Origin of the sequence: Bacillus sp. Je.9.29.b (genome assembly GCF_051129925.1) — a bacterium.
Taxonomy (GTDB): Bacteria; Bacillota; Bacilli; order Bacillales; family Bacillaceae; genus Bacillus; species Bacillus safensis.
In genome coordinates this window covers 65,922-78,316 of sequence record NZ_JBCPSO010000001.1, presented here as the reverse complement: position 1 = coordinate 78,316, position 12,395 = coordinate 65,922, and the positions used below count along the sequence as shown (strand labels likewise).

Here is a 12,395-nt window from a genome sequence, read left to right as displayed (position 1 = left end):
AGAGACTAAATACCTAAAAAAACCTTGAGCTTATTTTTCGCTCAAGGTCATTTCGTTTACTAGCAGCGGCTCCTTTAAATCAAGCCCAGTGCGTGCGCTGCCTTTTTCTGACGATGTGACGCCTTTTTTCAAATCGATCTTTTTAACGTAGCGTCCATCCATTTCCAGCACTTTCATTCGAATATCATCAAGATAGACGGATTGTCCTTCTCTGATATCAATATTCTCTTTTAAGATGAGTCCGCCGATTGTATCAATTTCCTCATCATGATAAGAGATCTCGATCAAATCTTGAACTTCATCTAATCTCACTTTGCCATCTAAAACATAATGATGATCCGCTCTTTTTTGAATAACTGGCTGCTCATCTTCATCGAATTCATCTCGAATATCTCCGACAATCTCTTCTAAAATATCTTCCGTTGTGACAAGTCCAGACGTTCCGCCATATTCGTCAGTTAAGATCGCCATATGCATTCTATCACGCTGCATTTTGACGAGAAGCTCTTGAATAGGAATCGTGTCAATGACCTCTATCACTGGATATATATAATCTTGAATTTTCAGTTGATCTTTTTCTCCTTGATACACAAGATCTGCAAAGAGCTGCTTTTTGTTCAGCATGCCGATGACATGGTCTTTATCTCCTGAAAACACAGGGAAACGTGTATACTTTTCCTGTGTCATGATGGCGAGGATATCATCTAACGGCATATCTTCTGGAATCGCACAAATTTCTCTCCGCGGTATCATGATCTCTCTGGCAATTCGATTATCAAAATCGAAAATCTTGTTCATATAATTATATTCTGATGGGTTGATTTCCCCATTTTTTAAGCTCTCAGATAATAAAATCTTCAATTCCTCTTCAGAATGGGAATGTTCTTTTTCAGACCCCATATCGATACCCATCATTTTAGTAAGCACACGGGCTGACCCGTTTAACACATAAATGAAAGGGAACATAAGGATATAAAATGCATGCAGCGGGCCTGACAGCCATAGCGTCATTTTTTCCGCCTTTTGAATGGCAAGCGTTTTTGGTGCAAGCTCACCTACAACTACATGCAAAAAGGTAATAATAGAGAACGCAAGTGTTGCTGAGATCAGGCTGATTGCTGAATCAGGAATGTTTGTCAAACCAAAACCTCGAACCAAAAGTTCTTTCACAGCCGGCTTACCAATCCACCCTAAACCAAGGGATGTCACTGTAATACCGAGCTGACAGGCTGACAAATATTCATCTAGCCTTGATGTCACCTTTTTCGCCATGATGGCCTTTTTGGACCCTTCGGCAACAAGCTGATTAATTCTTGAACTTCTCACCTTTACTATGGCAAATTCAGATGCAACAAAGAAAGCTGTTAAAGCAATCAAAACACCGACTATACTCAGATTAACAATATCGTCCATTTAACCTTGCTCTTTCTTAGAAGAACAAGGAGTCACCTCCTGATTGATGATGTTATGTTTTGCAAAACGGTTAACTGATTAAATAAGACTACATTGAGGGCCCCACTTAACCACCTCCGGTTCACGTAAAATTCCGCCTCACTACATATATATGAAACGGTATTCATTTTATCTTACCATAAATAATCTGAAAATTCCTGTATCATCATGCTGTTTTTGACATGACTGACTAAATTGAGGGAAATCCTCCTCTGTTTCTTCTTATTGGCAGGAAATATGAACAATTAACTTGTGTTTCAGACTAGAATTATATTAAACTATTTTCATAAACTATAACGTGACGGTTAGGAGGAGATGTTCAGATGGGGCTGAGAAAAAGTATCGTATTGGTGAACTAGCACAGATTGCACAGGTGACGAAACGAACTGTAGATTATTATACAAATCTAGGTTTGCTTGCGCCTGTTAGATCTTGCTCAAATTATCGTTATTACGATGAATATGCTTTAAAACGATTACAATTAATCGTTCTTTGCAAACAGCAGAGATTGGCTCTTTCTGACATCAAATCCAGATTAGATGAACAATTCCCTTCTCAAAAGGAAGATCATGATGAACTTGTCCATTTAACCTCTGATATCGATCGGATGAATGAGCATATGGACCGCATTTTGGCACGTTGTAAGCAGCTTCAGCCGGAACAACGTGAAAAACTAAAAGAGCAGCTTACTCCTGAAAAAATGACGGCTGTCCAATCATTTTTACTGCTGTTAAGTTAAAATTTTTACTAAACAGGAGGTGTTACCTTCGTTCTCAAAGTCAGAACGAAGGCCTTAATTGGACATAGTTAATTTACTCATAGTTGCTTTACTTATAGCTTTAACCGCGTTTTTCGTTGCATCAGAGTTTGCGATCATTCGCTTAAGAAGCTCAAGAATTGATCAGTTAATCGCAGAAGGTAATAAAACAGCAGTTGCTGTCAAGCATGTAACGACTCACCTTGATGAGTACCTATCAGCCTGTCAGCTTGGTATTACCATTACCGCCCTTGGTATTGGTTGGTTAGGGGAAGAAACAATTGCGCATATGCTTGCGCCGCTCTTTGCAGAGTTGTCCATTCCTCAATCAGCTAGTTCTATTGTCACTTTTATTATCGCGTTTAGTATCATGACGTTTTTACACGTTGTAGTTGGAGAACTTGCACCGAAAACACTCGCCATTCAAAAGGCTGAGCAAGTATCCCTTCTTTTTGCTAGACCACTGATGATCTTTTACAAAGTGATGTTCCCGTTCATTTGGGTATTAAATGGATCTGCTCGTTTGTTAACGAAAGCGTTCGGACTTCAGCAAGTTTCTGAGCATGACATGGCGCACTCTGAGGAAGAATTGCGGATTATTTTATCAGAGAGCTATAAGAGCGGCGAGATTAACCAGTCTGAATTCAAATATGTAAATAAAATTTTCGAATTTGATGACCGTCTGGCGAAAGAAATTATGATTCCTCGTACCGAAGTTGTCAGCTTCCCGTATGATATTACTATTGAGGAAATGCTGAAGGTAACAAAGGTAGAGAAATATACACGTTATCCAATTGAAGATGGCGACAAAGACAACATTATCGGTGTTCTTAACATTAAAGAGGTTCTCACTGCCTGCATTAGCGGTGAGTGCTCTACAAGCGATACGATCGAAAAGTTTGTAAATCCGATTATTCATGTGATTGAAACGGTTCCTGTTCATGATTTACTGCTCAAAATGCAGCGTGAACGTGTACACATGGCCATTTTATCAGATGAATATGGTGGTACAGCAGGTCTTGTGACCGTTGAAGACATCCTTGAAGAAATCGTTGGTGAAATTCGTGATGAGTTCGACATTGATGAAATCAACGAAGTACGTAAACTTGGAGAAGACCATTACATCTTTGATGGCAAGGTTCTTGTTGATCAAGTCAACCTGCTATTAGGTATACAGCTTGATAATGAAGAGGTCGACACAATCGGCGGCTGGTTCCTTACTCAGAAATATGAAGTAGAGAAAAATGACGCCATTCGTGAACAAGGCTATGAATTTATTATTAATGAAGTCGATGGACACCATGTGGCATACATCGAAGTAAAAAAGTTAAATGAACAGTTATTAGAAGCAGCTGAAGAAGGCGCTTCTTAAGGAAAAAACGACCCTTGCCTAAGCAAGCGGTCGTTTTTCTTATGCCTTTTCCATTAATTGAGCTTCTAGCTCTTTGATTCTTGTGTTTAATACTTCTGTCATGGCACCTAATCTTTCTTTTGGCGGCAGATGGTCAAATTCAGACAGCTCAATCGGTTCACCGATGATTAAGCGCATTTTCCCTTTTTTGAAAAGGCTTTTCGCATTTGAAGGTCCTTTGTATGCGGCTGGAACAATTGGTGCTTTACCGAGCTGCGCAATGGTAACCGCCCCTCTTTTTAAAGGAACATCCTCTGTTGTACGTGTTCCGCTTGGAAAAATCCCAACGATCTTTCCCTCTTTTAATAATTTAATGGGCGTTTTAATACTGCTTGGCCCAGGATTCTCTCGATCAACAGGAAAGGCATGAATCTTTTTTAAAAATCCACCAATCCATTTATTTGCAAACAATTCTTTTTTCGCCATGTAGTGGATCTCAAACGGAAGAATTCCTGCGCCTAATGCAAGAACATCCACAAAACCCTCATGTGTACAAGCAATGACAAAACCCCGATCAGTGGGCAGATTCTCTTTTTGATATACTTTGATTCCACCTCGGAGACCAAATAATAGTTTGACGGTATAGCCTGAAAATTTATACATAGTGCACTTCCTTTGTTTGAAGAATGAAGGATTTGTCTCTATTATAACAAATTTTTTATTACCTGGTACTAAAAATTTGTACACAGTCCAATCCTCCCTATTTTTTTCGTTTAAAAATGAACGTTCTGACTGTATTCAAGCACAAGGTTTTAGGGGAGAATAGAATAGGAATTGTGTCCAATTTTGTCGTTTTTCGATGTTTTTTCCTGATTTGTTCTATTGAAAATACTTTATAAATGATGCAAATTTCGCTATGATAAGGAGAAATGATTTTGATTCGGCGAAAGAAATGAGTAATGTACGGTAATGAGAAGTTTCGTGCAACTTTATGCCTTTCTTATGCGTGTATAACATAGAGGGGAGAAAAATCAGTGACGATCGATGAAATTTATCAAATGTATATGAACGATGTTTACAGGTTTCTGCTCTCCATGACAAAAGACAAACATTTGGCAGAAGACTTATTGCAGGAAACCTTTATGCGTGCGTATATACATATTCATTCCTACGACCATAGCAAAGTGAAACCTTGGTTATTTCAGGTGGCACGAAATGCTTTTATTGATTATGTCAGGAAACATAAAAAAGAAGTGACCATATCGGATGACCTCATTGGCGGTCTTTTACAAACGTCTGTACAAAGCCCTGCTGAACAGGTTGAAATAAAGGAAGTCCTCACCATGTATTTGGAGCAGCTTCCAGATAACTACAAGGAAGCGTTGACATTGTATTATTTAAAAGAGCTAAATTACAAGGAAGCATCCAAGGTCATGAATATAACTGAAGCAAATTTTAAAAGTGTTTTATTTCGTGCAAGGCAGCGCCTAAAAGCACTTTACAACAGAGGTGTTAATGATGAATGAAGAGTTTAACAAGCGATGGGAACAATATAATAATGGTGAGATGAATGAGGAAGAAATGATAGCGTTTGAAGAAGAGCTGGAAGAAAACGAAAAACGCTTAAGCCAGGAACTGAACGACTCGGATTGGACAGATTTTTCCATCAGTCCTGAGAAGCAAAAAGCCATTTTACAATACGGAAAAAGAAAGTCATATTTACGTATTTCCGTACTTGCTGTCATATCGACACTCATTATTTTACCGCTTTGTACATTAGGAAGTTATTTATACTACGGCGTTGGCGGAGCCGAGAGCAAAGGCAATCACTTCATGGAAACAGCCGCTGTCACCGTCGCTTTAACCAAACCAAACGTGGCCATTGATATGAAGGATTTAAAAGGTCAGGTCAAACTTTTTGGGATGAACACTGAATTGAAGCTGCAAAAACAAATTGGCAATAAAACAGAAGCTATTGGCAGTGAACAAATCGAGATGTTTTTCGATAAATTAAAGCAGCCTACTATCTCTTATTATGGTGACAGCGCACGCGAAACGGAGGGTTTCTTTACCCATCCTTCGTCGCAGGCAGATGCCTCAAAAAAACAAACACTCACTACGTTAGACAAGCTTCCTGAAGGAACAGTAAGTGAAGTGTATGTATCCTATGATAGAGCTTACACACCAAAGGATATTTATTCCTTTGCTAAAAAATACGATATGAAAGTGCTGTGGAATGCGATTAAAACAGAGGATTCATTAAGTGGAAATCAGCGGCCAATCGGCTTTCCTGGGAAGGACTCTGAATTTTTAAAAGAGCTTCAGCACACATCAAAAACTGAGGTAGATCAATTCAAAGATGCCCTTGCTTATGTTAATCAGCACCCGACATGGGCAACAACGATCTCTGGCAGACCTGATCTTGACCTGTCTAATCGTATACGCTATATCGATCAAAATGGCGTCACGGTTTATGGCTCTGTGGTCACTGGGCCTTCAAAAGAAATTGAGAAATTTGTAAAGACAAAACGCATTAAAACGGCAAAAGTGAGCGAGGTGGAATTATGGAATTGGTAAGAATTTTTAAAGAGCATAATGTATTTGGCTGGATTTCTGTCGGCACAGCGATATTATCCCTGCTCATGCTAAACCTCGCCATTATCAGCAACGTGACATTTTATTCTTTTCAAATGCTTCCTTTTGCAATGGCCGCAGTTCCATTTGGCATTATTGAACTGTTCATTAAAAAAGGCCGTACGGGTCCAGGTTTCCTCGGTGTCGTACTGAATATCTTTGTCATTGTTTGTGTCTATGCCATCGTATCAATCGATGTCGATCTTCAATTAGGTTTTTAATCAGCACCAAAAGCAAAAGCCCGTGTTACTTGACTAATGCCAAGCACGGGCTTTTTTCATTTACTTTTTATTCAATTCTGAATGCTTTCTTGAATATAAGAAATACACAACCAGTCCAATAGCAAGCCAGATTAAGAAACGAACAAAGGTGATTGCACCAAGCTTATAAATGAGCAATCCGCAAGATAGAATAGCTAAGATCGGAATAAGCGGAACTGCTGGGCATCTGAAAGCTCTTGGTAAGTCCGGCTGCGTTTTTCTCATCACAATGACCGCCACTGAAATCAAAATGAATGCTGAAAGTGTCCCGATGTTCACTAGGCTTGCCAGCTCATCAAGTGGAATAAATCCACCCATTAATGCTGACAATGTACCGAAGAACAGTGTATTGATGTAAGGAGTTTTATGCTTTGGGTGAACTTTTGATAATACCTTTGGCACCAAACCATCACGAGACATAGCAAACATCACGCGTGTCTGACCGTACAGCATGACAAGCATTACGGTTGTCATCCCTAGAATCGCTCCGACATCCACAATACCAGCCACCCAGTTTTGTCCGGCTACTTGTAAAACGAGAGACACTGGATGTGATACTCCTTCAAAATTCATGAAAGGAACAATGCCCGTCATAATCGCACTGACAACGACATAAAGCAGTGTACAAATCAATAAGGAAGTAATAATCCCTCTAGGCAGGTTGCGTGATGGATTTTTTGTCTCCTCTGCCGCAGAAGCAACTGCATCAAACCCGATAAATGCAAAGAATACTAGGGCTGCTGCACTTAAGACCCCTGATGTCCCAAATGGTACGAATGGTGTCCAGTTTTCAGGTTTTACATATTTCACAGCGACTAAAATAAAGAGCAGAATCACAGCAATTTTCATAATAACCATGATGTTATTTACTCGTTTTGATTCTTTAATACCAAAGTACAGCAGGAAGGTGATGACCATTAAAATAATAAATGCTGGAAGATTAAAATATGTCACTTGCCCCTTTAAACCACCTGGAGCTGCCGTTAACTCAACTGGTATATGAATCCCTATCCCATTTAAAAAAGACACAAAATAGCCTGACCATCCCGCTGAAACGGCACTAGCGGCCAGCATATATTCTAATATTAAATCCCATCCAATGATGAATGCTAGAAATTCCCCCATTGATGCGTACGTAAATGTATACACAGACCCTGATACAGGCACTGTGGAAGCAAATTCCGCATATGACAGTGCTGCAAACAAACAAGCAAGACCTGCGATGACAAATGATAGCACAAGTCCTGGCCCCGCAGTGACGGCTCCTGTACCTGTTAGAACAAATATCCCTGTTCCGATAATGGCTCCAATGCCCAGCATGGTTAAATCAAATGAACCCAATTCCTTTTTTAATGCTTTTTCCCCTTGTGTTGCCGCAATGAGCTCTGAAATGCTCTTTTTTCTAAACAACGAATTGCTCATACCATCACTCCCAAAACTTAGTATCAGTCTAAAGACGCCACATTCGTATAATTCACAATATTTTCTGAATATTTAGATTAAATTTAGCACAATAAATTGGTGGCGTAAAATTATTATATATGAAAATTAAAAAATGAAAACACTTTTTTAAAAAATAGAGTGAAAATTCTTATATATCAACGAAAATATTGTCAATAAAACGGTTAGATTTTCTTCAATCCTTATTCAATTGATAGTTTGTCTCCCTCTATTTATTATACAACATGGAAGATTATATTTTTTTCATATACTTATTATTCAACAAAAATAAGACCCTTTTTTAAAAGCGGGTCCACATTTATGTTATTTTAAAGCCTTTAGACTGATAGTGATCTATGAGAAAAAGACCAGTTCTGCGGCATAAATGATATATGAAAAAAGAGACGGCTTCATAGCAGTCTCTTAAAATGAATTAGTTTACAAATGTTTTCGCTCCAAGATAAATAGGCTTCCAATAGCTTGATGTCATATCACTGATCGTTACACCGTCAGAAGCAGCATGGATAAACTTATTGTTCCCAAGGTAGACACCCATGTGAGATGGACCCGATTTATACGTTGTAAAGAAGACAAAATCTCCAACCTTTGGTTTGGACACACTTTTCATCGATCCCCAGAAACCTTCAGTTGTTTGTCTTGAAATCTTTTTTTGTTTGTTAATGATATACCACATAAATCCGCTGCAATCAAAGCCCTTCGGTGTCGTTCCACCCCATCTATATGGAGTACCATTTTGCGCTTTAGCATCTGCTATGAGTTTAGACGTGTTTAAGGAAGAAGTAGAGACTGTTTTTTCTTTCACAGGTTTCGTCTTTACTTTAGACGTCTTTTTCACCTTTAGCTTTTGCCCGATTTTAATGAGGTCTGTTTTAAGTTTATTTAACGATTTCAACTCTTTCACAGTCATCCCGTATTTTTTGCCAATCTTAGATAAAGTATCACCTTTGACAACTTTATGAGTGGCAGTTGCTGAAGCTGTTTTTACTTTTGTTGTTGTTTTTGATGTCTTCACTGCTTTTTTCGAAGAAGTGCCATTCACTTTTAAGGTTTGTCCAACATAAATCACGTTAGATTTCAGCTTATTGTCTGATTTAATTTTACTCACGCTTGTTTTGTATCTTTTCGCTAGAACAGAAAGAGAGTCACCTTTTTGAACTTTTACTGATTGTGCTGAGGCAGCTCCGGCAAATAATGTCGTCCCAAGTAGAACTGCACTTGCAGCTGTGATCAATTGTTTTTTCATTTGTTCCTCCTGTATGTATCTATCTGATCCGAATTTTTATCTACTCCCTATTATAAGGATCAAATACCAGAAGAAATAGTCTTGACTTCCTACGACATTATGCTTATTAATTCGGCAAAATTTATTTTTTTTTAGGGTTCTTTTTATTTCATTTTTATTACACAATCATGACAAAAGAATCGTATCTTGTCATGGATAAATGATACATTCATTTCTCTTTTTGGTTCATTCTATGTAAAGTGGACCTTTACAATTTTAAAGTGAACTTTACGGTGCTGTAAAAAGGAATCCACACTTCTGCTCTACCATTGTAAACGTAAGAGCGATACATAAACAATGAGGAGGCAAAATGAATGAGTGTGTTGAAAAGCTCGAAAACGAAAATCGCTGCAGTGGCAGCAGCATCTGTGCTATCGATTGGCATTTTTTCAGGGATTGAATTTGGACAAGCTGACAAAGCTGAGGCTAAAAAGAAGCCGAAAAATGACGTGCAAAATGTGATCGTGCTGATTGGAGATGGCATGGGAACACCTTATCTTTCAACTTACCGCTCATTTAAACACAACGGAGACCTTTCAAAGCAAACAGCGTTTGACCCTTACCTCACTGGCATGCATAAAACATACCCTGACGACTCTAAAAGTAACATTACCGATTCAGCAGCTGCTGGTACAGCCATGGCCACTGGTAAAAAGACATACAACAATGCCATTGGTGTAAACACAAACGGCAAAAAACTAAAAACCGTTTTAGAAGAAGCCAAACGAAAAGGAAAATCGACGGGTCTTGTCGTGACATCTGAATTAACAAATGCTACGCCTGCTGCGTATGCCGCTCACGATGTGTCTAGGAAGAACACAGCAGCCATCGCTGATGACTTCTTCGATGAGAAAATCGGAAAACAGCATACAGTCGATGTCATGCTTGGCGGAGGACTTGTCGACTTTGTCCGAAAGGATCGTGATCTGACGAAGGAATTCAGACAAGCCGGTTATGATTATGTCACCAATAAAGCTGCCTTACAAAAAAACAAAAATGAAAAAGTGTTAGGCATTTTTGCTGATGGAGGTCTCGATAAAGCCATTGATCGTGATAAAGCGACTCCTTCCCTGCAAGACATGACATCCTCAGCCATCAAACAGCTGTCTAAAAACAAAAAAGGATTTTTCCTTATGGTCGAAGGCAGTCAAATTGACTGGGCAGGACATGATCATGATATTGTCAGTGCAATGAGCGAAATGAAGGATTTTGAAAAAGCATTTGAAGAAGCGATTCGTTTTGCGAAAAAGGATAAAAACACGTTAGTCATCACGACTGCGGATCATTCAACTGGCGGACTTTCCTTCGGAGCAGACGGTTCAGGCAGCTGGGATTACAAACCGGTAAAAGCAGCGAAAAAAACGCCTGACTTTATCGCAAACAAAATTGTCAGCGGCATGCCTGTCGAGTCAGCACTGAAACAATATATCAATCTTGATTTCACAAAAGAAGAAATAGCATCCATTCAAAAGGCCGCTGAAACAAAGGATACTGTTAAAATTGATGATGCGATTGAAGAAGTGATCAATACAAGATCACATACAGGCTGGACAACATCTGGTCATACCGGTGATGAAGTTCCATTCTTTGCGTATGGCCCAACAAGCCAGCAGCTAAAAGGTCTGATGGAAAATACCGATCAAGCAAAACACATTTTCAAACTGCTGAAAAACCAATAAAATGGACAAAAAAGATGTCTGCTAAGAGACATCTTTTTTGGTCTTTTTCATGCAAGATATTTCCTATGAACCCCTTTTCCATCATAAGAAAACATCACTTCTTTTCCTTCAAGAACTGACTCGATATGCACACTTCTTCCCCACAGCTGATATAAATACGGAAGGACTTTTTCTAAGTATTTCAAATCAAGTTCAATGCCTTCATACCAATGCTTGATATAAAGTTCGTTATTTTTTAAATAGTCGCCATCGATCACGGTCAAATACGGAAAGCCGCCATTCACTCTCATACTGACTAACTGATCACGAACCGCCTTCCATTCTTTATCAATGACTTTATAGTCTCTCCCCTGCTTTTGAAACAAGTACAAGTCTTCTCTCATCACAAGGTCTTTCGTTAAGTAGTTTCGAATAAAGGAAATATCTGACTCAATTTCTCTGACTTCAAACATTTTGCTGCGGCCAGATCCTTCTGTGACCCCTGCTTTTTTTAATTCTTCACATGGGTTGTTATAGCGTTCTTCAATATCTTCAAAAATTTTCAGCCCTAAATAGTAAGGATTGATGCCTGTTTTAGATGGCTGCACCACACCTGCATTTAATTTCGCAAACTCTATCGATTCACTTGAATCTAAATCAAGCTCTCGCATAATCCGCTGGTGCCAATACGATGCCCAGCCTTCATTCATAATCTTGGTTTCCAGCTGCGGCCAAAAATAGAGCATTTCTTCTCTCAGCATGGTAAGGACATCCCGCTGCCACGGCTCCAGCTCCCGGGAATGCGCTTCAATAAAGAGTAAAAGGTCCTTTTCCGGCTTTGGCGGAAATTGCTTAACGGTTTTCTTTTTCTCACGCGTTTTCGGCTCATCCATTCCCCACAAATCATCATAAGGCGTTTGACGTTTTGGTTTATCATCTTCACTTTCTTCATCGTCCATATTCCAGCTTAATTTTGATCGAACAAGAGACGGATCAATATGCTCTTGGATAGCCAATACGGCATCTAAAAAGGACTCGACTTCTTTTGTTCCATGGATATGCTCATATTCTTTGATCCGCTCTGCCGCTGCTGACATGCTTTCGACCATATCTCGTTTTGTGTTTTGGAAACGGCAATTATTTTTGAAGAAATCACAGTGCGCCAATACATGAGCCACAATTAATTTATTTTGAACAAGCGTATTGTTATCAAGTAGAAAGGCGTAGCAAGGATTTGAATTGATGACAAGTTCATAAATTTTGCTTAACCCTAAATCATAATGAAGCTTCATTTTATGAAATTGCTTCCCAAAGCTCCAGTGGCTGAATCGTGTTGGCATTCCATATGCACCGAACGTATAAATAATTTCCGCGGGACAGATTTCATACCTCATCGGATAAAAATCTAGACCAAATCCTTCTGCAATCTCTGTAATTTCATCAATCGCTCTTTGTAAAAGACGTTTTTCAGATACGCTCAAGGAAACCATCCCTCCTCATCGGACTTATCCCTACTATATGAGCGTATGTAAAAAAACAT

11 protein-coding genes are annotated in these 12,395 nt (G+C 39.0%); 6 read left to right on the top strand and 5 right to left on the bottom strand.

The genetic code is table 11. The features are described 5' to 3' along the window. Positions 1–30: 30 nt before the first annotated feature. The gene (locus AAZR19_RS00420; protein ID WP_434702074.1) at positions 31–1,413 is read right to left on the bottom strand and encodes a hemolysin family protein; all 1,383 of its coding nucleotides are present in this window, start codon (positions 1,411–1,413) and stop codon (positions 31–33) included. A gap of 337 nt (positions 1,414–1,750) precedes the next feature. On the opposite strand from AAZR19_RS00420, the gene AAZR19_RS00415 reads away from it, so the two are divergent. Both AAZR19_RS00415 and AAZR19_RS00410 read left to right on the top strand, forming a co-directional pair. After that, complete coding sequence (locus AAZR19_RS00415; RefSeq protein ID WP_034667702.1) at positions 1,751–2,191, top strand: MerR family transcriptional regulator; 441 nt, start codon at positions 1,751–1,753, stop codon at positions 2,189–2,191. A gap of 58 nt (positions 2,192–2,249) precedes the next feature. Continuing rightward, entirely contained in the window at positions 2,250–3,581 is a 1,332-nt protein-coding gene (locus AAZR19_RS00410) for a hemolysin family protein (RefSeq protein WP_034282244.1), read from the top strand. 39 nt (positions 3,582–3,620) lie between these two features. Here AAZR19_RS00410 and AAZR19_RS00405 read toward each other — a convergent pair whose 3' ends face one another. Further along, positions 3,621–4,223 (bottom strand): lysophospholipid acyltransferase family protein, encoded by a 603-nt coding sequence (locus AAZR19_RS00405; RefSeq protein WP_024425286.1) that lies wholly within the window; start codon positions 4,221–4,223, stop codon positions 3,621–3,623. 371 nt (positions 4,224–4,594) lie between these two features. On the opposite strand from AAZR19_RS00405, the gene AAZR19_RS00400 reads away from it, so the two are divergent. From AAZR19_RS00400 to AAZR19_RS00390, 3 genes are read left to right on the top strand one after another with little or no spacing between them, the layout of a single operon-like run. Further along, complete coding sequence (locus AAZR19_RS00400; protein ID WP_024425287.1) at positions 4,595–5,086, top strand: sigma-70 family RNA polymerase sigma factor; 492 nt, start codon at positions 4,595–4,597, stop codon at positions 5,084–5,086. After that, on the top strand, positions 5,079–6,137 hold the full coding sequence (locus tag AAZR19_RS00395; protein ID WP_434702073.1) for an anti-sigma factor: 1,059 nt from the start codon (positions 5,079–5,081) through the stop codon (positions 6,135–6,137). Before AAZR19_RS00400 ends, AAZR19_RS00395 begins: the two co-directional genes overlap by 8 nt. Then, positions 6,125–6,415, top strand: coding sequence for a hypothetical protein (locus tag AAZR19_RS00390; protein ID WP_024425288.1), 291 nt, complete (start codon positions 6,125–6,127; stop codon positions 6,413–6,415). Before AAZR19_RS00395 ends, AAZR19_RS00390 begins: the two co-directional genes overlap by 13 nt. A gap of 60 nt (positions 6,416–6,475) precedes the next feature. Here the strand turns inward: AAZR19_RS00390 and AAZR19_RS00385 are convergent, their stop codons facing one another. After that, entirely contained in the window at positions 6,476–7,876 is a 1,401-nt protein-coding gene (locus tag AAZR19_RS00385) for an amino acid permease (RefSeq protein ID WP_024425289.1), read from the bottom strand. A gap of 451 nt (positions 7,877–8,327) precedes the next feature. Then, complete coding sequence (locus AAZR19_RS00380) at positions 8,328–9,158, bottom strand: C40 family peptidase (protein WP_025093318.1); 831 nt, start codon at positions 9,156–9,158, stop codon at positions 8,328–8,330. A gap of 353 nt (positions 9,159–9,511) precedes the next feature. Here AAZR19_RS00380 and AAZR19_RS00375 point away from each other — a divergent pair, with 353 nt between their 5' ends. After that, positions 9,512–10,876: an alkaline phosphatase gene (locus AAZR19_RS00375; RefSeq protein ID WP_335371708.1), complete on the top strand. Its 1,365-nt coding sequence runs from the start codon at positions 9,512–9,514 to the stop codon at positions 10,874–10,876. Positions 10,877–10,923: 47 nt separating this feature from the next. Here the strand turns inward: AAZR19_RS00375 and AAZR19_RS00370 are convergent, their stop codons facing one another. Further along, positions 10,924–12,345 carry a SpoVR family protein gene (locus AAZR19_RS00370; protein ID WP_370880851.1) on the bottom strand — a complete coding sequence of 474 codons (1,422 nt, stop codon included), beginning with the start codon at positions 12,343–12,345 and terminating at the stop codon, positions 10,924–10,926. Between the last annotated feature and the right edge of the window lie 50 nt (positions 12,346–12,395).

What these genes read in the sequence shown, in the direction of transcription:
- AAZR19_RS00375 (WP_335371708.1), top strand. Translation starts at nt 9,512, where the DNA reads ATGAGTGTGTTGAAAAGCTCGAAAACGAAAATCGCTGCAGTGGCAGCA.
- AAZR19_RS00405 (WP_024425286.1), bottom strand. Translation starts at nt 4,223, where the DNA reads ATGTATAAATTTTCAGGCTATACCGTCAAACTATTATTTGGTCTCCGA.
- AAZR19_RS00370 (WP_370880851.1), bottom strand. Translation starts at nt 12,345, where the DNA reads ATGGTTTCCTTGAGCGTATCTGAAAAACGTCTTTTACAAAGAGCGATT.
- AAZR19_RS00380 (WP_025093318.1), bottom strand. Translation starts at nt 9,158, where the DNA reads ATGAAAAAACAATTGATCACAGCTGCAAGTGCAGTTCTACTTGGGACG.
- AAZR19_RS00390 (WP_024425288.1), top strand. Translation starts at nt 6,125, where the DNA reads ATGGAATTGGTAAGAATTTTTAAAGAGCATAATGTATTTGGCTGGATT.
- AAZR19_RS00385 (WP_024425289.1), bottom strand. Translation starts at nt 7,876, where the DNA reads ATGAGCAATTCGTTGTTTAGAAAAAAGAGCATTTCAGAGCTCATTGCG.
- AAZR19_RS00420 (WP_434702074.1), bottom strand. Translation starts at nt 1,413, where the DNA reads ATGGACGATATTGTTAATCTGAGTATAGTCGGTGTTTTGATTGCTTTA.
- AAZR19_RS00395 (WP_434702073.1), top strand. Translation starts at nt 5,079, where the DNA reads ATGAATGAAGAGTTTAACAAGCGATGGGAACAATATAATAATGGTGAG.